This window comes from Candidatus Sphingomonas phytovorans, from assembly GCA_029202385.1.
Classification (GTDB): domain Bacteria; phylum Pseudomonadota; class Alphaproteobacteria; order Sphingomonadales; family Sphingomonadaceae; genus Sphingomonas; species Sphingomonas phytovorans.
This window is the reverse complement of the sequence record CP119314.1, coordinates 2,990,085-3,009,075: the sequence shown is the minus strand read 5'-3', so window position 1 is coordinate 3,009,075 and position 18,991 is coordinate 2,990,085. Positions and strand designations below refer to the sequence as shown.

General features: G+C 67.0%; 16 protein-coding genes. 9 read left to right on the top strand and 7 right to left on the bottom strand.

What is annotated here, in order from left to right; translation table 11 throughout:
- Positions 1-127: 127 nt before the first annotated feature.
- Positions 128-784 carry a YoaK family protein gene (locus P0Y59_13775; GenBank protein ID WEJ98027.1) on the bottom strand — a complete coding sequence of 219 codons (657 nt, stop codon included), beginning with the start codon at positions 782-784 and terminating at the stop codon, positions 128-130.
- A 233-nt stretch (positions 785-1,017) separates the two neighbouring features.
- Here P0Y59_13775 and P0Y59_13770 point away from each other — a divergent pair, with 233 nt between their 5' ends.
- Positions 1,018-1,650: a trimeric intracellular cation channel family protein gene (locus tag P0Y59_13770; protein ID WEJ98026.1), complete on the top strand. Its 633-nt coding sequence runs from the start codon at positions 1,018-1,020 to the stop codon at positions 1,648-1,650.
- A gap of 18 nt (positions 1,651-1,668) precedes the next feature.
- Here P0Y59_13770 and P0Y59_13765 read toward each other — a convergent pair whose 3' ends face one another.
- Entirely contained in the window at positions 1,669-3,288 is a 1,620-nt protein-coding gene (locus P0Y59_13765) for a hypothetical protein (GenBank protein WEJ98025.1), read from the bottom strand.
- A 148-nt stretch (positions 3,289-3,436) separates the two neighbouring features.
- On the opposite strand from P0Y59_13765, the gene P0Y59_13760 reads away from it, so the two are divergent.
- The 4 genes from P0Y59_13760 to P0Y59_13745 all read left to right on the top strand — a co-directional run bounded on the left by P0Y59_13760 (position 3,437) and on the right by P0Y59_13745 (position 6,949).
- Positions 3,437-4,513, top strand: a complete 1,077-nt coding sequence (locus tag P0Y59_13760) for a histidine kinase (protein WEJ98024.1) — start codon at positions 3,437-3,439, stop codon at positions 4,511-4,513.
- A complete protein-coding gene (locus tag P0Y59_13755) occupies positions 4,510-5,250 on the top strand; it encodes a response regulator (GenBank protein ID WEJ98023.1) in 741 nt (246 codons plus the stop codon). The genes P0Y59_13760 and P0Y59_13755 overlap by 4 nt, the downstream gene beginning before the upstream one ends.
- Positions 5,251-5,349: 99 nt before the next feature.
- Positions 5,350-6,423 (top strand): alpha/beta hydrolase-fold protein, encoded by a 1,074-nt coding sequence (locus P0Y59_13750; protein WEJ98022.1) that lies wholly within the window; start codon positions 5,350-5,352, stop codon positions 6,421-6,423.
- Positions 6,413-6,949, top strand: coding sequence for a DUF6265 family protein (locus P0Y59_13745; protein WEJ98021.1), 537 nt, complete (start codon positions 6,413-6,415; stop codon positions 6,947-6,949). Before P0Y59_13750 ends, P0Y59_13745 begins: the two co-directional genes overlap by 11 nt.
- Before the next feature lie 108 nt (positions 6,950-7,057).
- Here the strand turns inward: P0Y59_13745 and P0Y59_13740 are convergent, their stop codons facing one another.
- On the bottom strand, positions 7,058-8,917 hold the full coding sequence (locus P0Y59_13740; GenBank protein ID WEJ98020.1) for a tyrosinase family protein: 1,860 nt from the start codon (positions 8,915-8,917) through the stop codon (positions 7,058-7,060).
- 184 nt (positions 8,918-9,101) lie between these two features.
- The gene (locus tag P0Y59_13735) at positions 9,102-10,010 is read right to left on the bottom strand and encodes a LysR family transcriptional regulator (GenBank protein WEJ98019.1); all 909 of its coding nucleotides are present in this window, start codon (positions 10,008-10,010) and stop codon (positions 9,102-9,104) included.
- Positions 10,011-10,103: 93 nt separating this feature from the next.
- Between P0Y59_13735 and P0Y59_13730 the strand changes: the two genes are divergently transcribed.
- Entirely contained in the window at positions 10,104-11,519 is a 1,416-nt protein-coding gene (locus P0Y59_13730; protein ID WEJ98018.1) for an aldehyde dehydrogenase family protein, read from the top strand.
- 23 nt (positions 11,520-11,542) lie between these two features.
- Here the strand turns inward: P0Y59_13730 and P0Y59_13725 are convergent, their stop codons facing one another.
- Complete coding sequence (locus P0Y59_13725; GenBank protein ID WEJ98017.1) at positions 11,543-12,439, bottom strand: LysR family transcriptional regulator; 897 nt, start codon at positions 12,437-12,439, stop codon at positions 11,543-11,545.
- A gap of 117 nt (positions 12,440-12,556) precedes the next feature.
- Between P0Y59_13725 and P0Y59_13720 the strand changes: the two genes are divergently transcribed.
- Both P0Y59_13720 and P0Y59_13715 read left to right on the top strand, forming a co-directional pair.
- Positions 12,557-13,477, top strand: a complete 921-nt coding sequence (locus tag P0Y59_13720) for an alpha/beta hydrolase (GenBank protein WEJ98016.1) — start codon at positions 12,557-12,559, stop codon at positions 13,475-13,477.
- A complete protein-coding gene (locus tag P0Y59_13715; GenBank protein ID WEJ98015.1) occupies positions 13,474-13,959 on the top strand; it encodes a cupin domain-containing protein in 486 nt (161 codons plus the stop codon). Before P0Y59_13720 ends, P0Y59_13715 begins: the two co-directional genes overlap by 4 nt.
- Before the next feature lie 18 nt (positions 13,960-13,977).
- Here P0Y59_13715 and P0Y59_13710 read toward each other — a convergent pair whose 3' ends face one another.
- Together P0Y59_13710 and P0Y59_13705 are read right to left on the bottom strand one after the other, a co-directional pair.
- A complete protein-coding gene (locus P0Y59_13710) occupies positions 13,978-15,390 on the bottom strand; it encodes a hypothetical protein (protein ID WEJ98014.1) in 1,413 nt (470 codons plus the stop codon).
- The gene (locus P0Y59_13705) at positions 15,387-15,707 is read right to left on the bottom strand and encodes a hypothetical protein (protein WEJ98013.1); all 321 of its coding nucleotides are present in this window, start codon (positions 15,705-15,707) and stop codon (positions 15,387-15,389) included. Before P0Y59_13705 ends, P0Y59_13710 begins: the two co-directional genes overlap by 4 nt.
- Positions 15,708-15,898: 191 nt before the next feature.
- Between P0Y59_13705 and uvrA the strand changes: the two genes are divergently transcribed.
- On the top strand, positions 15,899-18,949 hold the full coding sequence (gene uvrA, locus P0Y59_13700) for an excinuclease ABC subunit UvrA (protein ID WEJ98012.1): 3,051 nt from the start codon (positions 15,899-15,901) through the stop codon (positions 18,947-18,949).
- Positions 18,950-18,991 lie beyond the last annotated feature (42 nt).

Below are 18,991 nucleotides of genomic sequence, written 5' to 3'. Positions count from 1 at the left end.
CGTCGTTGTCACGCTCTTCGCGACTGGACCCCGGCCTCCGCCGGGGAGTGCTTGTCTCCGGCCGCCATCCCCTTCTCTGTTCGAAACGAACGGAGGGCGAAGTTCCGGCTCAGGCCGACAGGCGGCGTCAGACCGCCCGCACGCCCCAGGGCCCGGTCGGCTCCTTGCCCCGCGTGACGATCGCGACCATTGCCGTCAGCGCCGCCGCGGCACCCGTCGCAAGCCACAGCGCGCCCGTATCGAACGCCGCGTAGCAGCGCGCGCCGATCACCACGCCGCAGACGAAGCCGAGCCACAGCAGCAGATAACGCACCCAGGTCCAGCGATCGGCGTCACCCATCAGCGCACCTGCCAGCCGCTGCGCCATCCGTACCAGCGAGCCGGTCATATAAGTCAGGCCGATGCTCACCTCGCCGTCGCGCAGGAACAGGCCGTTCTCCGCGCCCATCGCGGCGGCGAGCAGCAGCAGCGCCTTGGTGTTGGGCTGCACCTGCATGATCGTCGCGGCCGTGCCGAGCAATATCGTGACGGCGATCATCACCGCCGCCTGCGCATGCTTCGCCCAGCGTCGCGCGATCACCGTCGCGATCATCACCCCGCTGACGAAGCTCAGCAGCAGCGCACCGGCCATGCGCACCTCGTCATGGCGTTCGGTGGCGAAGGCAACGCCAAGCCGGGTCGAGTTGCCGCTCATGAACGAGGCGAAGAATCCGCCAAGGCTTGAATAGGCCAGCGCGTCGACGAATCCGGCAAGGGCGGCGAGGCAGGTGGCAAGGGCGATCATCGACGGGCGATAGCGTTGCATGGCACCGCTATGTCGCACTGCGCCGCGACTTTCCATAGCCGGGGCAGGTCAATCGCAACCATGCCCGTTCGTCCCGACGCGTCATCGAGCCTCCCGACGACGCTTGAGACAGGCTTGTCGAAAGGGCGTGTCGCGGGGCAGATATGTTTCGATACGGATTCTCGACACGCGCACGCCCTGTTCCATACGAACGGCAGGAAGTAAGACGACCAATGCTTCCCCACGCTCCCTGGCAATTCGGCTCGATCCTTCCCTGGCTCGACCTGTTCGGCATCGCGATGTTCGCCACCACCGGTGCGCTCGCCGCGACCCGGCGCGGGCAGACATTCGTCACGGCCGCCTTCTTCGCGCTGATCACGGGCGTCGGGGGCGGATCGGTCCGCGACCTGCTGATCGGCGCGCCGGTCTTCTGGGTGCATGATCCGCTGGTCGCCGCGGTCTGCCTCGCGGTCGCCGGGCTGGTGTGGATCACGCCCCAGGCCTGGTGGAAGGACAAGGCGCTCGACTGGCTCGATGCGGTGGGCCTGGCCGCTTATGCCGTGTTCGGCGCGGCCAAGGCGCTCGCTTTCGGCATTCCCCCCGTGCCGGCTGCGCTGATGGGGGTCATGACCGCCTGTGTCGGCGGCATTATCCGCGACGTGCTGGCCGGGGAGCCGTCGATCCTGATGCGCCCCGAACTTTATGTGACGGCGGCCGCGCTCGCCGCCGGGCTGCATGTCCTTCTCGTCCTGATCGGCGTTCCTGCCTTCGGGGCGGCGGTGGCGGCGGCGGCGGCCGGCTTCAGCCTGCGCGCCGCGGCGATCCATTGGAACCTTGCCTTGCCGAGCTATCGCGGGCGTCGATAGGGGCTCGTCGCTTCAGCCTCAGCGTTCCCTGTCGCGGCCGGGGCCCGGTTGCTGGTGCTGGGCTGCGCGTTGCTGTTGCTCGGCCGCGCGTTGCTGAGCCGCTTGTTGTTGTGCCTGCTGGCGTTGTTGCATCTGCTGCGCCCGCTGCTGCTCCATCTGCTGGTGTTGCGCGTCACGTTGCTGCCGCATCTGCTCCCCGCGCTGGTCGGCTGCCCGTTGCTGGGCCTGTTGTGCGGCGCGTTGTTGATCTGCCTGCTGGCGTTGCGCCTCGCGCTGCTGCTGCATCTGCTGGCCACGCTGCTCGATGGTGCGCTGGCGGACTTGTTGCTGTTGCGCGGCGCGTTGCTGTTCGGCCTGCTGGCGTTGCACCTCACGCTGCTGGCGTGCCAGTTGGCCGCGCTGCTCGACGGCCTGCTGCTGCGCCTCTTGTTGCTGCACGGCGCGGTGCTGTTCGACCTGCTGGCGCTGCGCGTCGCGTTGCTGGCGTATCCGTTGCCCGCGCTGGTCGACGGCTGCCTGTCGTTCCTGGAGCGCGCGCTGCTGGTCGATCGCGGCATGCTGACGGGCGGCGTCGCGTTGCGCATTGGCCTGGATGCGTTGCGCCTGCTGCTGCTCGGCCGCCTGCTGCCGCTGCCGGTCCTGCACAAGGCGCTGCTGCTCGGCAACGGCGCGCTGCTGCGCCATGTCGCGCTGGGCCTGCCGTTGCATGTCGGCGGCACGCTGTTCCTGCTGTCGTGCCTGATCGATCTGGCGGGTGCCATCGCGGTGGTCGGCGCGGCCCGTATCCGATGCGTAGAGGTGTGGCGGGCGACCCGGCTGGCCTTCGCGCTGCCACGCGGCGAAGCGCTCAGCCGCCTGAGCGCGCGCGATCCGCTCCGGCTGGAGGCGCTGGCCTTCGATCGCATGGCGCTGGCGATAGGCCTGCCAGTCCGGCACGCGCTGCCGCGCCTCGCTCCAGTCGGCGCGGGCCGCGGCCAGCACCGCCCGGCGTTCCGCCCATTGCGCCGCTGCCACGCCCTGTCGTTCGCGCTCCCGCGCGGCAATGCGCAAGGCGCGTGCCCGGGCATAGTAGCGTGATGCCGCTTCCGCCTGGCGCTGCGCCTCGATCGCCTCGATGAACCTGCCGTCGCGACCATAGACGGTGACGATCCGCCCGTCGCGATAGCCATAGCTGTAATAGGGGTCGCGAACGAGATAGGGTTCGTCGGCGCCTGGCTCGTAATAATAATAGCGATAACCGTCGTCGATCGGCTCGGCGTAGGTCACATAGTCCCCGCTGGTCTGCCACACCCAGGGCTCGACGCCGTCATAGTCGAACGAATAATCGGGCGGTGCATCGCCGATCGTGTCGCTGATCCAGTCGGCGCGATCGATCCATGCATAGCGATCATCACGGGGCGCATCGGCATAGCCAAGCCGCTGGACCGCGGGCAGTGCGGCTGTCGGCGGGGCACGGCGGATCGGTGTCGCCGGCCCCGCGACCAGCGGCTGCACCTGGGGCAAAGGCGGCAGCGTCGCCGCCGTCGTCGCCTGATGGTCGACACTGGCCTGCCGCTGCTGCGGTCCGCAGGCGGCGAGCGCCAGGGCAAGCGCGGCCGCGCTCGCTGCGCTCAGTAAAATGCGTGTCTTTCCAGCCATGGCGAATGTTCCTCTGGCAGTGAAGCTGCTTGAGTGGTGACACAACGTGTCTGAACCTGTTCTGGACCCGTGGTTCATCGGAGGTTTCGGGTGCCGGCGCACAGGACCTGGCGGGAATCGTGTCTATCCAGCGGCGCGGCGCTCGGGCATGATCGCGTCGATCGCCATGCGCAGGGGACAGACTCTCATCCGGCTCGCCGGCATCTGGGCCATCTGGCTCGTCGTCGCGCTGATCACGTCAGTGCAGACCTATGTCGCCGGCCTCACCACGGGAACGCCGCAGCCATGGCTGACGGCGTTCGGCAACGGCATCCCCTGGTATTCGGTATGGGCGTTGCTGACGCCGCTGGTGGTGGCCGTAGCGCGCCATTTCGCGAACGAGCGGCGCGTGGCGGTGCTGCTGGCCGTCCATCTCGGCGCCGGTCTCGCGGTCGTACTGCTTCATTCGGTGCTCTACGTCTCGCTCAACGCGATGATCTACGGCAACGCGCCCTGGGCGCCGTGGAGCAGGGACCTGTTGCTGCTCAAGCTCACCGGCAGCCTCCATGTGCAGTTGATGATCTACGCGATCATCGTCGGGATCGTGCTGGGCGCGCGCGCCTATCGCACGCTGCGCGACCGCGAGATTGTCGCCGCCCGCCTTGAGACCCGGCTGGCCGAGGCGGAGACGGCGGCCTTGCGGGCGCAGCTTCAGCCGCATTTCCTGTTCAACACGCTCAACGCGATTTCCGCTTTGGTGCCCGACGATCCTGTGACGGCGCAGCGGCTGATCGCGCGTCTCGGCGATCTGTTGCGGCTGTCGATCGACCGGCATCGCTCGCAGCGAAGCCCGCTCGCTGACGACCTTGATTTTACCGACACCTATCTCGCGATCGAGGAAGCGCGGCTGGGGGAGAGGCTCCGTATCGTCCGTCGCATAGCAGACGAAGCGCTGACGGTCCCCGTACCCGCGCTGCTGCTCCAGCCATTGGTGGAGAATGCGGTGCGCCATGGCATCGCGCCGCTCGTGTCGGGCGGCACCCTGACGATCGAGGCCGGCCTTGCCGGCGGCAGGCTGCGTCTCGTGGTGGCGGATGATGGCAAGGGTGCCGGGGAGATTGTCGAGGGAGTCGGGCTGGGCAATGCCCGCCTGCGCCTGCAACAGCTTTACGGCGCGGGTTCGTCGCTCGAGATCGAGACGGCGCCCGGGCGCGGATTCCGCGTCACGATCATGGTGCCGCGATGATCCGCACGCTGATCGTCGACGATGAGCCGCTTGCCCGTCGCGCAGTGCGCGCGCCGCTCGAGGCGCATGGCGGGTTTGCGGTGGTGGCGGAGGCGGGGCATGGCCGGGCAGCGGTCGAGGCGATCGCCGTGCTGCGCCCCGATCTCGTGTTCCTCGACGTCCAGATGCCGGAAATGAACGGTTTCGACGTGATCGAGGCAGTTGGTGTCGAGGCGATGCCGCTGACCGTGTTCGTCACCGCGTTCGATGCGCACGCGGTGCGCGCGTTCGAGGTGCAGGCGCTCGATTACCTGCTCAAGCCGTTCGACGACCTGCGTTTCGGTCGGGTGCTCGACCGCGTGCGCCGGCAGCTTGCCGAGGGTGGGGAACGGAGTGATGGGCTTCGATCGATCGTCGCCACGCTCGGCGACCCGCCCCGGCTGGTGGCGCGGTCGCATGGCAGCATCAGGCTGATCCCGCTCGACCAGGTCGACTGGATCGCGGCGGCGGGCGACTATGCGGAGGTCAATGCCGGCGGGCGGGCATCCCTGCTCAACGAATCCCTGGCGTCGCTCGAGGCGCGGCTTCCCGCCGATGCGTTCGCCCGGATCCATCGCTCGGCGATCGTCCGCCTCGACCGGCTGGCGGAGGTTCGTCCCGGCGCGCACGGGGACGCTCTGGTGCGACTGTCCTGCGGTGCGGAACTGCGCCTCAGCCGCCGGTACCGCGAGGCGATCGACCGCTACCTGGCTCGCTGACCCCGCCCGGCGATCCCATGATCCCGCTTGGCGACGTCGCCTTGCCGCGGCGCCTTCCGTTCCGGCCATTGCGGCATATCGCAAACCGGGAGGAACCTCATGCGTCGTGCGTTGTCGCTCTGCCTTGCCCTGCTGCTGTTTGCCGCGCCGCAGGTCGCACAGGCCAGTAGCCGGCTGGTGACCACCCAGCTGAACTCGGCCAGTCTGGCCGGGAACAGGATCGGCATCTCCCCGCTCCGCAACCTGACCGTCTATCTGCCGCCGCATTACGGTGACAGCGACCGGCGCTTCCCCGTGCTCTATTTCCTCAACAGCTTCTTCGAGAACCAGGCGGAGCCGTTCGCCAGCCATGATGCGCAAGGGGTGCTCGACCGGGCGATCGGTGCGGGCGTGATCGGCGACGTGATCATGGTCACGGCCGACTTCACCACGCCCGCCGGCAGTTCCTGGTACGTGAATTCGCCGGTCACCGGGAAGTGGGACGACTTCATGGTGCGCGAGCTGGTTCCCTATATCGACTCGACCTACCGGACGCTTGCCGCGCGGGAGTCGCGCGGCGTGGTGGGGGACGGCGTCGGCGGTTACGGCGCGGTCCGGTTCGGCATGCTCCATCCCGATCTGTTCGGTTCTGTCTATGCGATGCAGCCGGTGGGCGCCGGATCCGGCGTTCAGCCGTCCTGGAGCCGGCCGGATTTCGACCTGCTCGCCCGTGCCCGGTCGATCGGCGATCTCGGCAGTGATGGCTTTTCGCGGATCTTCACCTCGATCTACCAGGCCTTTTCGCCCAACCCGGACCGGCCGCCGCTGTACATCGATCCGCCCGCGCGTCGGGTGGACGGACATGTGGTGGTCGACAGCGCGGTCATGGCCCGGTTCCAGCAGCGCTTCGGCCTGATCGACCTGCTCCCAGCCAATGCCGATAATCTGAAGGCGCTGCGCGGCTTCAAGCTCGACTGGGGCCGCGCCGACCCGATCTTCGACCATATCCATGCCAACCAGGCATTCGCCCATCGGCTCGACGAATTCGGCGTGCCGCATGAGGCGGAGGAGCATGCCGGTGGTTTCCGCGACCGGCATTGGGGCGATCAGGGGCGCGTCCGCACCGACGTGCTGCCCTTCTTCGCGCGGCACCTGATGTTCGCGCCGGGGGGGGAGCAAGACCATGCGGAATGACGGCGTCGCGCGCATCCTGCTCGGTCTGGCGGCATCGTTCGCGCTGAACGGTCCGGTGAGCGCAGGGGCAACAGAGCCTCGCGCCATGGTCAGGCTCCAGGCGCAGGGACAGGCATCGCCACCGGCCGGCATCGCCGATCTTGCCTGGATCGAGGGACACTGGCTCGGCGAGATGCCCGACGGGCCGGTCGAGCATGTCATCCTGGGTGCCGCGTTCGGCCATATGCCCAGCTTCGTGCGGGCGCTGAGTCAGCGGGGCCCTGTCTTTTACGAGATCAGCGTCTTCGTCGAGGTCGCCGGCTCGCTCTCGGTCCGGGTCAAGCATTTCACCCCGTCGCTTGCCGGCTGGGAAGCACGGGAGGCCTATATCGACAGGCCGCTCGTCGGGCGTGACGGCGACACCTTCTATTTCGACGGCATCACCTTCGAGCGGACGGGGCCGGACAGCTTCACCGTCTATTTTCTCGACCGCGCCGACGGCAGGGAGCGTGCGACGTTGGTGATCCCGTTCCGGCGCAAGGCATGAGCCGGCGAGCGGAGCGGTCCGTGCCCTCGCTGACCTTCCCGGGATCGGGTGCCCCCCGTAATATGGGCCGCCGGAATTCTTCCTCCGACGGCCCTCCCGGGGGCGGGACTAGCGCAGCTCGATCCGTGCCGAGCTGAAGCGGACATTGGCGCGCGGGCTGATCCGGCGCGCCGCAAGGGCAGGGGTGGTACCGGTGACGCCGGTGCTCGGCTCGATCACCAGCGATGTATTGCCGGCGCCGAGCGTCTTCAGGGCGTCGGTCGCGTCGAAGGTCTTCTCGTCGGACGCGCCCGCCATGCCCGGCATGTCGCCATGATCGCCATGCGGGGCGGTGAGGTTGAAGAAGTTGATGACGCCAAGCAGTACGCGCTTGCCGCCCGCGCCCTGCACATAGACTTCATAAAGCACGCCGGGCGCCTCATCGAAGGTGAAGCCGTCGATCACCACCACGGATCGGGGCGTCTCGCCGCCCTTTTCGGGCGCCGCCTGGAGCATCGCCTTGCGCGCATCGGGCGCGATCTTCAGCGGCAGCACGGTCGTGCCACGCTGCAGCGGGGTCGGGCCGGCCAGCGGATAGACGCGCAACGGTGTCTCCTGCAGGATCGAGACCGGCAGGCGAACCTTGAGCGTCGCGGGGCATCCGCCACCGCCCGCATAGCTGTAGCCGAGCTGCGCGGTGGTGAGCATGTCCTTCACCGTGCGCGTCACCAGCGCGCCGGTCCCGTCGATGAAGTTGAAGGTCGCGTTGAGCTGGCCCTGGTTATTGGGCAGGCGCGCTGCCTGGTTCACCTTCAGCCAGCATTCGTACAGCCGGTCGATATTGGTGTGGTGCGTGTAGAAGATCGGGTCGTTCCCCGCGGCCGGCACCGCGCCCATATAGCCAGTCGGGCAGTTCGCCACGCCCACCGCGCAATGCACCGCGCCGTGCGGCGTCGATTCGAGCGCGCTGTTGAACGGGTTGTAGCTGGTCTGCTGCATCGCATTCGCCGTCGACACCACGGACGGGGCTAGGTTGCTCGTCCCGGCGTTCAGCTGTGCCTGGCGATTGGGAATGTAGAGCGGGTTGGGCACGGTCTGGCCGTTCGCATTGACATAGGTCTGGTCGCGATAGGCAGCCGGCATCTGGGCATTGCTCTCATAATCCCAATAGGGGAGCCGCAAATTGGCGTCGCCTGAGGCGGCCTGAAGCACTTTCTCGAAATAATAAAGATACATGCGATGCCAGGTGAGGAACTGGACGGTGCCGTGCTGGCAGGTGCACCAGGTTGCGTTCTCGTCGGCATTGCTCTTCGCCTGAGCGGTGAGGCCACTCATGCCCGCGGCGTTCAGGCCGCTGGGGTTGGCGCAGCCCGTGCCGAAATAGGCGTGCATGTTCGCCCAGTAGATCCAGCTTCGGCGATAGTTCGCGCTGCCGCGCGGCTCGCTGCTCCACGCCTTCATCTGCGCGACGCCGCGGCGCAGGCTGGCCAGTTCCGTCGCGTTGAGTTGGAGGATCGACTTGCGTTGGGTCGCGACGCGCACCGGCGTGAGGCGCACGCTCTGGAACTTGTTCCCGGGAGGCGCGCCGGCAGGATACATGTCGAAGGCCAGCGTCGCGCCGGCGCTCGCCTTGAAGCCGAACGTGCCGCTGCCGGCGCCGCTCGCGTCGGTGCGGACCTGGCCCAGGCCGCGCTGGCACTTCCAGTAGAAATCATAGGAGGTGTTGGGCGTTCCCTTGCTGATCTGCACGGCCGCGCTGGTATCACCCGCGTCGTTCTGCGTGATGGTCACCAGGCCGCCGTTGCGCGCCGGATCGGATCCGTTGACATTGTTGTTGCCGCAATCGGAAGAATCCTGGCGGACCAGCGGCCCGGATGCCTGAAGCTCGCCCGACTGCGCGGAGGCCGGCTGGACAAATCCGCCGATGATGAGCAACGTCGCGGCACTTCCATGGAGAGCCGTAAGCCTTGCCTTTACCATGTAAGACATTTGCAGCCACTCCCGCTACATATTTCCTGATGAACGCAGACGATAATCATGTCATCCATTACTGGGATGGCATATTGCTTTGGATGGCGAATGTACCGTCCTGACGTCTATTCTTGAAATATATGGCATGCCGTGGGGAAAGTCTTCAGAAACTGTCCCCATATCGACGGCATAGTCTGCTGGTCTACAATCTCTGCCAGCCCAAGGCGTTCATCTCGCGGATCAGGCCGATCAGCGCGCGCAGGCCCGCCGGCACATGCCGCCGCCCCGGATAGTAGAGGCACAGCCCCGGATAGGCTGGCGTCCAGTCCTCGAGCACCGCGATCAGCCGCCCTGCCGCGATGTGCTCGGCGACCGACCATTGGCTCAGATAGGCAAGGCCGGCTCCCGCAAGCACCGCTTCCTGCATCAGCGTCATCTCATCCAGGATCAGCGATCCCGGCACGTCGACCGCGATGTCCTCGCCGCCGCGCTCGAACTCCCAGTGCCAGATCGCCCCGCTCGCCATGCGCGCGCGGATGCAGCGGTGGCCGAGCAGATCCTCCGGCACCAGCGGCTTCTGATACCGCGCGAAATAGTCGGGCGACCCGACGACCAGCATCCGCTGCTGTCCGCCGATCGGCACCGCGATCATGTCCTGGGGAACCGATTCAGCCAGCCTGATGCCGGCATCGAAGCCCTGGCCGACCACATCGACCAGTCTGCCCTCCGTCACGAGCGTGAGGTTCATGTCGGGGTAGCGGCGCAGATATTCCAGGATCAGCGGCGTCAGGATCATCCTCGCCGCGCCCGCAGACGTGTTGAGGCGAAGCATGCCGGCCGGCGTGTCGCGATGGCTGTTGATCCCCTCGATCGCCTCGCCGATCTCGCCCAGCGCCGGGGCGATGCGCGCGATGAACTGCTCGCCCGCGTCGGTGGGCGATACGCTGCGGGTGGTCCGGTTGAACAGCCGGGCGCCGAGCCTCGCCTCGAGCGCGGCGATCGCGTGACTCAGCGCTGACGGCGACATGCCAAGCTCGGTCGCGGCGGCGCGGAAGCTGCCCAGGCGCGCGACGGCAACGACGGCATCGAACTCGGTCAGGCCGGTTTTCATTGTATGATTTTCTGCATCACGTCATGCCGATTCGTCCAGCTTATACCATCAATCGCCGCCTCCTAGATCAGCACCACACCCAAGGAGGCTGTCATGGACCATATCGACACCATCTATATCGACGGCGCGTTCGTCACCCCGCACGGCACCGAGCTGTTCGACCTGCATAACCCGGCGACCGGCGCGGTCATCGGCACGGTCCGCCTTGGCGACGAGACCGATACCCGCGCCGCCATCGCCGCCGCGAAGCGCGCCTTTCCGCCATTCTCGCGCAGCACGAAGGAGGAACGGATTGCCCTGCTCGGCCGTCTCGCCGATGCCGTCGAGGCGCGCGCGGCCGAACTCGTCGAGGCGACGATCGAGGAATATGGCGCCCCGGTCTCGCGTTCGGCCTGGATGGCCGACTATGCGGTCGCTGTCTTCCGCCTCGCCGCGCAGACGCTCGCGGACTATGATTTCACCCGCCGGATCGGCACCGCGACGGTGACGATGGAGCCGCTTGGCGTCGTCGGGGTGATCACGCCGTGGAACGCCAATGCGGGCTTCATCTGCGGCAAGCTCGCCATGGTCATCGCCTCCGGGTCGACCTGCGTCATCAAGCCGAGCGAGATGAGCGCGATGCAGACCAGGATCGTGCTTGAGGCGCTTCACGAGGCCGGCGTGCCGAAGGGTGTGTTCAACATCGTCAACGGCCGTGGTGACGTGGTCGGCGCGACGCTGAGCGCGAGCCCGGACATTGCCAAGATCAGCTTCACCGGGTCGACCGCGACCGGCCGCGCCATCCTCCGCGCCGGCGCCGAGACGATGAAGCGAGTCACGCTCGAGCTTGGCGGCAAGTCGCCGATGCTGATCCTTGACGATGCCGATTTCGCCCAAGCCGTGCCGTTCGCGCTGATGGCGGGCTACGCCAATAGCGGCCAGGCATGCATCGCCGGGACGCGCATCCTGGTGCCGGCGTCGCGGCTCGCCGAGTTCGAGGCGGCGATCAAGGCGGCTGTCGCCGGCATCAGGTCAGGCGACCCGCGCGATCCCGAGACGGCGATCGGCCCGATGGTCAGCCAGCGCCAGTGGGACCGGGTCCAGTCCTATATCCGCAAGGGGCAGGAGGAAGGCGCGACGCTGCTGGCGGGCGGAGAGGGGCTGCCCGAGGGGGAGGAGCGCGGCTGGTTCGTGCGGCCGACCATCTTCACCAATGTCAGCAACGACATGGCGATCGCGCGCGAGGAGATTTTCGGGCCGGTCCTGTCGATCATCGCCTATGTCGATGACGAGCAGGCGATCGAGATCGCCAACGACACCGACTATGGCCTCCACGCCTATGTCGCCGGCACCGATGAAACGCGCGCCCGCGCGGTGGCCGGTCGCCTGGTGGCGGGCCGGGTCATCATCAACGCGGCCCCGATGGAGCCGCTCGCCCCGTTCGGCGGCTTCAGGCAATCGGGCATCGGCCGGGAGAATGGCGTGTTCGGGCTCGAGGCCTATCTCGAGCCGAAGGCAGTGATGGGCTGACGGGCAGGGCCGGTCGGTCGGCCCTATCTGTCCCAATAAGGCGGATCGCCGAAGCTGCGCCGCAGGCTCGCGGTCAGCGCGGCGATCTTGGCCGAGGCGCTTCGGTCGCGCGGATAGGCGATGAACAGCTCGGCGCCCTCGGCCGCCATGCCGATATCGACCTCGACCAGGGCGCCGCTCGCCAGTTGCTCATGCACGAAGAAGGTCGGCAGCAAGGTGATGCCCAGCCCCGCCAGCGCCGCGTCGCGCATGACCAGCCCGTTGTTGACGCGCAGCGCGGCGCGCGGCCGCAGCACCATCCAGCCCTCGGCCCCGGCGAAGCGCCAGTCGGCATCGCGATTGGCGTAGAGGATGCCGCGATGGGCCGCCAGTTCGGCCAGGGTCGCCGGCCGGCCCTGCTCCGCCAGATAGCCGGGCGAGGCGACCAGCAGGCGCCGCGTCGTCGCGAGCCGCTTCGCGACCAGTCGCGTATCGCCGATCGGACCGTGGCGGATCACGGCGTCGAACCCGCTCGCCGCCGCGTCGACAAAGCCGTCGTCAAGTTCAAGCGTCAGGTCGATTTCCGGATGCGCCCGAAGGAAATCGTTCAGCGCGGGGCCAAGATGCAGGACGCCGAACCCGACCGGACCCGATACCCGTAGCGGCCCGGCCAGTGTCCCGTGCCGCTGCGCCATTTCCGCCGCCGCCTCGCGCGTCTGGTACAGGATTTGCTGCGCGCGCGGCAGGAAGCTGTGACCGTCCTCGGTCAGCGCCAGCTTGCGCGTCGTGCGCTGGATCAGCCGCGTGCCGAGGGTGCGCTCAAGCTCGGCCAGCCGCTCGCTCACCACCGACTTCGCGAAACCGAGCCGGCGGGCGGCGCCGCTGATCGATCCCGCCTCGGTGATCGCGGTGAAGGCCACCAGCCCGTCCATCTTGATCATCGTTCGGTTATTCCGGACACAAGTTTCAGGATAATCCTACTAGTCCGAACGGTGCATTGCGATCATTTTCAGCGGGCAGAGGGTGCCTGGTGGCACCTCGCAACTGGGGAAATATCCATGCTTCGTTCGTTGATGCTTGCCGGTGCCGCCCTGATGATGGCCGCGCCCGCCGCGGCGCAGGTGCCGCCTTATCCAGCCGCCTTCCATACCGAGGAAATCGCGACGAACGGCGCGACCATCCATGTCCGCATTGGCGGCAAGGGGCCAGCGGTCGTCCTGCTCCATGGCTATGGCGAGACCGGCGACATGTGGGCGCCGATGGCGGCCGACCTGATGCGCGACCACCTGGTGATCGTCCCCGACCTGCGCGGCCTCGGCCTGTCCTCCAAGCCGGCGGGCGGCTTCGACAAGAAGACCCAGGCCGGCGACGTGCTGGGCGTGCTGGACCGGCTGAAGATCGGCAAGGCCGACCTGGTCACCCATGACATCGGCAACATGGTCGGCTTCGCCTTCGCGGCGAATCATCCCGATCGGGTCAACCGTTTCGTGCTGATCGACGCGCCTATCCCGGGGGTAGGTCCCTGGGACGAGATCCTCAAAAGCCCGTTGCTCTGGCATTTCCGTTTCGGCGGGCCGGACATGGAGCGGCTGGTCGCCGGCCGGGAGCGAATCTATCTCGATCGCTTCTGGAACGAATTCTCGGCTGACCCGAAGCATTTCAGCGAAGCCTCGCGGGAGCATTATGCGAAGCTCTACGCGATGCCCGGCGCGATGCATTCCGGCTTCGCCCAGTTCGCCGCCTTCGATCAGGACGTGATCGACGACCGCGCGGTGCTGGCGACGAACGGCAAGCTCAAGATGCCGGTCCTCGCCCTCGGCGGGGAGAAGAGCTTCGGCCCGATGATGGCAGTGGTGATGCGCGCCGCGGCCGATAATGTCACCGAAGGCGTCGTCCCCGGTTCCGGCCACTGGATCATGGAGGAAAATCCCGACTCGACCGTGAAGATGGTCCGCGCTTTCCTGGTGCCCGCGCAATGAGCCGGCGCCTCTGGCTGGCGGCGGTCCTCCTGCCGCTCGCCGCCACGGGCGCGGCGCAGACGGGGGAGGGCGGCCATCTCCGCCTTGCCCCGGCTGACGTCGCGGCGCTGCCGGCGCTTGGGGCTGGCGCCGGCACCTCGGGCGTGGCGGGCATCCGCACCCGAATCCTGTCGGGCGACCCGACCAGGGCCGGCCTCTACACGATCGCGCTCACCGTCCCCGCCAACACCCGCATTGCCGCCCACCGCCACCGCGACGATCGCACCGCGACCGTCGTCTCCGGCACCTGGTATTTCGGCTATGGCGACAAGGCGGCCGACGCTGCGTTCAAGGCCCTTCCGCCCGGCAGCTTCTATGCCGAGCCGGCCGATATCGCCCATTTCGCCCGGACGGGCGCCACGCCCGTGACGGTGTACATCACCGGCATCGGGCCGACCGACACGCGATATGTCGACGCGGCGGCCGGACCCGGCGGGGGGTGAGCGGGAAGAGCCTCTTCCTCAATAAATGATGCCAAGGCCGAAGGTGAGGATGTTTTCGTGCTCGAACGATAGTTCGTTGGTTCCGTTGGTATAGGTGAAGCCGATATCGATCCCGACATTGGAACTGGTCCAGAAACGCTGCTTGATCTGCGCCTCCAGGCGCTCGATCTTGTTGGGCGCGCCATGAAGGACTGGAAGATACCGGTATTTGACGTTGCCGAGCAGCTCCGTCTTGTCGCTCATCGGCAGGAATGCCTCGAATTCGCCCCGGGCGCCCGCGGCAAGGAAGGTGTCGAACGATCCCAATTTGGTGGTGCCCCGTTTCGTCACCTCCGCTGCCTGGATCTCGATCTGCACGCGACACCGTGTCTTCAGGCCGATCTGCGGGATCAGCATAGTGGCCCGCTCGAAGTCGCACAGGCCGATGCCGGTGCCCGGCGCGACTGGCCTCAGCAGGGCGCTCAGCTTCACGCGGCTGGCATCGTTGGCGAAGTCGAAGATCGCGCCGGCCTGCGTATCGAGGAACAGCTTGAAATCGCTCGTCTCTCCGGTGAGCTGCGTGTGAAGCAGGATGCCGGTCTCAAGCGCATCCGTATCCCCGTCGCTCTGGGAGGCGCCCGGGGCGAGCGCCGGCGCTGGGTGGGTGCGCGCATGGTTGAGGTCGTATCGGCCATAGAGATAGGAAATGCTTCTCGCCGATGTCGGCGACGTCAGCCGGATTCCGAGCGTGCCGCTGATCGCCAGATTGGTGTCGGTCTTGCGGCTGCCGTCGTCCAGCGTCGAGCGAGTCCGGTCGAAGGCGAGCGCCACCGCGCCCGCGTCCCGCCTTTCATCGCCCAGCATCCCGAGTTCTTCGGGTGTCGCCCGCAGTGAAATGGCCGCTGGCGCGGTGAAATCCTCCCATCCGCTAATGAATGTGGTTCCGGATTGATCAGCCTTGCAGGTGAAGACCGCGCCGGAAAATGCCGGCTGGAACAGGAAAGGCCTGGCGGCCGGCACTCCGCCCTCCAGGCTCAGCGATGAACCATCCTCCGGCCTGGCGCGCCGGATCTGTCCTTCGAGGCGATCCATCGTGGCTTGCAGGATATAGGCATCGCCGGCTGGCTCGGCCTCGGTCCCCGCCTGGATAGCGCCCAGCCGGCGCACCATGCGCGCATAGGTCTCGGCGAGCGTGAGCGAGAGGTCCGGCCCTTCGGGCGCCGGCCGTTCGACCGCCCAGTCGGTCGGGCTCTTGCCCGCCTCGGTCAGCACCGCCTTGGCCAGATCGACCTGGCCGATCTTCCCGCTGGCATGGCCGGCGCAAGCTCGGTCGAACACCGTCGAGGCAGCGGGGGTATCCCTTGCCTCCGCCTCTCCGGCGATCATGGCGGCGGCTGCTGCTGCCAACGCGAGGGCCGAGGCCCGCAGGCCCGGTCTGGCGGGGCCGGTCATGCCCGCATCTCCATCGGCCGGATGGTCGACCTTGCCCCTGCCTCGTCCGCCTTGGCGGCCAGATAGCGCTGGAACTCGATCAGCGGCTTGCTCAGGGCATTGCGCTTTGCCTGGACGGGCACCCTGATCTTGCCGCCATCGGGCAGGCTGTCGTTGAACAGGTTGACGATCGCCGTCGCCGCGGCTTCCCATCCTTCGGACGTATAGCCGAGATCCGCATCCGGGATCAGCTCCTGCCAGGCGCCGCTGTCGTCGCTGTGGTGCTCGGCGATAAATGCCTCGATCGCGTCATAGGCAAGCTGATAATTGCTCGTCATCGCCTTCCTCCTCTGTTGGTGGAGGAATGATGCGCCTGCCGGTTTTCCGGGACGCGTGATGGCCGTCACGCCGCCGCAACGATTCCGCCCGCTTGCCCCGGCGCCGGTTCGACACCACATCGGCGCATCACGCGTTGACCTGCCGCGCGGCCTTCTTTATCTCAAGAACAAATCTGGAACAGAGTGGTTTTATGCTGACTCACATAAGCGTCCGCGGCGCGCGCGAGCACAACCTCAAGGATGTCTCGATCGACATCCCGCGCGACACGCTCACGGTGATCACCGGCCTGTCGGGATCGGGCAAGTCGAGCCTCGCCTTCGACACCATCTATGCCGAGGGGCAGCGGCGCTATGTCGAGTCGCTCTCGGCCTATGCGCGCCAGTTCCTCGAACTGATGCAGAAGCCCGATGTCGATCATATCGAGGGCCTGAGCCCCGCCATCTCGATCGAGCAGAAGACCACCAGCCGCAACCCGCGCTCCACGGTCGCCACCGTCACCGAAGTGTATGACTATATGCGCCTGTTATGGGCGCGTGTCGGCATCCCCTATTCGCCCGAGACCGGCCTGCCGATCGCGGCGCAGACCGTCAGCCAGATGGTCGACCGGGTCATGGCCCTGCCCGAGGGCACGCGGCTCTACCTGCTCGCCCCCGTCGTGCGCGGCCGCAAGGGTGAATATCGCAAGGAAATGGCCGAGTGGCAGAAGGCCGGCTTCACCCGAGTCCGCATCGACGGCGAGCTGTACGAGATCGACGAGGCCCCGGCGCTCGACAAGAAATACAAGCATGACATCGAAGTGGTTGTCGACCGCATGGTGGTCGGCCCGGATATGGCGACGCGCCTCGCCGACAGCTTCGAGACGGCGCTGAAGCTGGCCGAGGGACTGGCCTATGTCGACCTCGTCGATACGACGGTGGCTCAGCTAAGCCCCTCCCCTTCAGGGGAGGGGTTGGGGTGGGGCAGTGCCTCAAACAACGTCGCGGATGGGGCAGAGTCCCCCACCCCCAACCCCTCCCCTGAAGGGGAGGGGCTTAAGAAGTCCCGCGTCCGCGAGATGCCCCAGACCTTCGTCCCCGAAGGAAAGATGAAGAACACCGGCATCCCCGCCAACCGCATCGTCTTCTCGGAAAAATTCGCCTGCCCGGTCTCCGGCTTCACCATCGCCGAGATCGAGCCGCGCCTCTTCTCCTTCAACGCCCCGCAAGGCGCCTGCCCCGCGTGCGACGGCCTTGGCGAGAAGCTGTTGTTCGACGAGGAGCTGGTCGTCCCCAATCATGCGCTCAGCATCAAGAAGGGCGCCGTCGTCCCCTGGGCCAAGTCCAACCCGCCAAGTCCCTATTACATGCAGGTGCTGGGCAGCCTCGCGCGCGAATTCGGCTTCAGCCTGGAAACGCCATGGGAGGATCTGCCCGGCGAGGTGAAGCTGATCATCCTGCACGGCACCGGCGGCAAGCCGGTCACGCTCACCTTCGTCGACGGCAAGAAGTCGTATGACGTGAAGAAGCCGTTCGAGGGTGTCATCGGCAATCTCAACCGCCGCATGCTCCAGACCGAAAGCGCCTGGATGCGGGAGGAACTGAGCAAGTATCAGAGCAGCGCCGCCTGCGAAGTCTGCCACGGCGCCCGCCTCAAGCCAGAGGCGCTGGCGGTCAAGATCGGCATGCGCGACATCTCGTCGGTCACTCGCCTGTCGGTGGTGGATTCGCTGGCCTGGTTCACCGCGATCCCGGCCGAGCTGACCGACCAGCAGAACGCCATCGCCGAGCGAATCCTGAAGGAGATCCTCGAACGGCTCGGCTTCCTCAACAATGTCGGGCTCGATTATCTCAACCTGGATCGCACCTCCGGCACGCTGTCGGGCGGTGAGAGCCAGCGCATCCGCCTCGCCTCGCAGATCGGCTCCGGCCTGTCGGGGGTGCTCTACGTGCTGGACGAACCGAGCATCGGCCTTCACCAGCGCGACAACGACATGCTGCTCAAGACGCTGCGGCGGCTCCGGGATCTCGGCAACACCGTGCTGGTGGTCGAGCACGACGAGGATGCTATCCGCACCGCCGACTACGTCATCGACATGGGCCCCGGCGCCGGCGTGCATGGCGGGGAGATCGTCGCGCACGGCACGCTCGATCAGGTGCTGGCGAGCGAGGACAGCATCACCGCAGACTATCTCTCCGGCCGGCGCGAGGTTGCTGTCCCGGAAACGCGGCGCAAGGGCAATGGCAAGAAGATCACCGTCCACAACGCCACCGCCAACAATCTGCGCGGCGTCACCGCCAGCCTGCCGCTCGGCACCTTCACCTGCATCACCGGCGTGTCGGGATCGGGCAAGTCGAGCTTCACCATCGACACGCTCTATGCCGCCGCCGCGCGCCAGCTCAACGGCGCGCGCGTGATCGCCGGCAAGCATGAGAAGATCAGCGGCCTGCAATATCTCGACAAGGTGATCGACATCGATCAGTCGCCGATCGGCCGCACCCCGCGCTCCAACCCGGCGACCTATACCGGCGCCTTCACCCAGATCCGCGACTGGTTCGCCGGCCTGCCCGAAAGCGCCGCGAGAGGGTACAAGCCCGGCCGGTTCAGCTTCAACGTCAAGGGCGGCCGCTGTGAGGCATGCCAGGGCGACGGCCTGCTCAAGATCGAAATGCACTTCCTGCCCGACGTCTATGTGACATGCGACGTGTGCCACGGCGCCCGCTACAACCGCGAGACGCTGGAGGTGAAGTTCAAGGGCAAGAGCATCGCCGACGTGCTCGACATGACGGTCGAGGACGCGGTCGAGTTCTTCAAGGCGGTCCCCCCGATCCGCGACAAGATGGCGATGCTGGCCGAGGTCGGCCTCGGTTACGTCAAGGTCGGCCAGCAGGCGACGACCCTGTCAGGCGGCGAAGCGCAGCGCGTGAAGCTGGCCAAGGAACTGTCACGCAGGGCGACCGGCCAGACGCTCTACATCCTCGACGAACCCACCACCGGGCTCCACTTTGAGGACGTGCGCAAGCTTTTGGAAGTGCTCCATGCGCTGGTCGACCAGGGGAATACGGTGGTGGTGATCGAGCACAATCTCGATGTCATCAAGACCGCCGACTGGGTGCTCGACCTTGGGCCGGAGGGCGGCGTGAAGGGTGGGGAGATCGTGGCCCAAGGCACGCCGGAACAGGTGGCGAAGGTGAAGGGGAGCTTCACCGGGCAGTATCTCGCGCCGCTGCTGGTCAAGGGGCGGGAGCGGGTGGCGGCGGAGTGACCTCAGAAAATCAAAGGCCGCGGACTAACCGCGGCCCTCAGG

Coding starts and splice junctions, on each gene's coding strand:
- P0Y59_13775 (WEJ98027.1), bottom strand. CDS start 784: ATGATCGCCCTTGCCACCTGCCTCGCCGCCCTTGCCGGATTCGTCGAC.
- P0Y59_13770 (WEJ98026.1), top strand. CDS start 1,018: ATGCTTCCCCACGCTCCCTGGCAATTCGGCTCGATCCTTCCCTGGCTC.
- P0Y59_13765 (WEJ98025.1), bottom strand. CDS start 3,288: ATGGCTGGAAAGACACGCATTTTACTGAGCGCAGCGAGCGCGGCCGCG.
- P0Y59_13760 (WEJ98024.1), top strand. CDS start 3,437: ATGATCGCGTCGATCGCCATGCGCAGGGGACAGACTCTCATCCGGCTC.
- P0Y59_13755 (WEJ98023.1), top strand. CDS start 4,510: ATGATCCGCACGCTGATCGTCGACGATGAGCCGCTTGCCCGTCGCGCA.
- P0Y59_13750 (WEJ98022.1), top strand. CDS start 5,350: ATGCGTCGTGCGTTGTCGCTCTGCCTTGCCCTGCTGCTGTTTGCCGCG.
- P0Y59_13745 (WEJ98021.1), top strand. CDS start 6,413: ATGCGGAATGACGGCGTCGCGCGCATCCTGCTCGGTCTGGCGGCATCG.
- P0Y59_13740 (WEJ98020.1), bottom strand. CDS start 8,917: ATGTCTTACATGGTAAAGGCAAGGCTTACGGCTCTCCATGGAAGTGCC.
- P0Y59_13735 (WEJ98019.1), bottom strand. CDS start 10,010: ATGAAAACCGGCCTGACCGAGTTCGATGCCGTCGTTGCCGTCGCGCGC.
- P0Y59_13730 (WEJ98018.1), top strand. CDS start 10,104: ATGGACCATATCGACACCATCTATATCGACGGCGCGTTCGTCACCCCG.
- P0Y59_13725 (WEJ98017.1), bottom strand. CDS start 12,439: ATGATCAAGATGGACGGGCTGGTGGCCTTCACCGCGATCACCGAGGCG.
- P0Y59_13720 (WEJ98016.1), top strand. CDS start 12,557: ATGCTTCGTTCGTTGATGCTTGCCGGTGCCGCCCTGATGATGGCCGCG.
- P0Y59_13715 (WEJ98015.1), top strand. CDS start 13,474: ATGAGCCGGCGCCTCTGGCTGGCGGCGGTCCTCCTGCCGCTCGCCGCC.
- P0Y59_13710 (WEJ98014.1), bottom strand. CDS start 15,390: ATGACCGGCCCCGCCAGACCGGGCCTGCGGGCCTCGGCCCTCGCGTTG.
- P0Y59_13705 (WEJ98013.1), bottom strand. CDS start 15,707: ATGACGAGCAATTATCAGCTTGCCTATGACGCGATCGAGGCATTTATC.
- uvrA (WEJ98012.1), top strand. CDS start 15,899: ATGCTGACTCACATAAGCGTCCGCGGCGCGCGCGAGCACAACCTCAAG.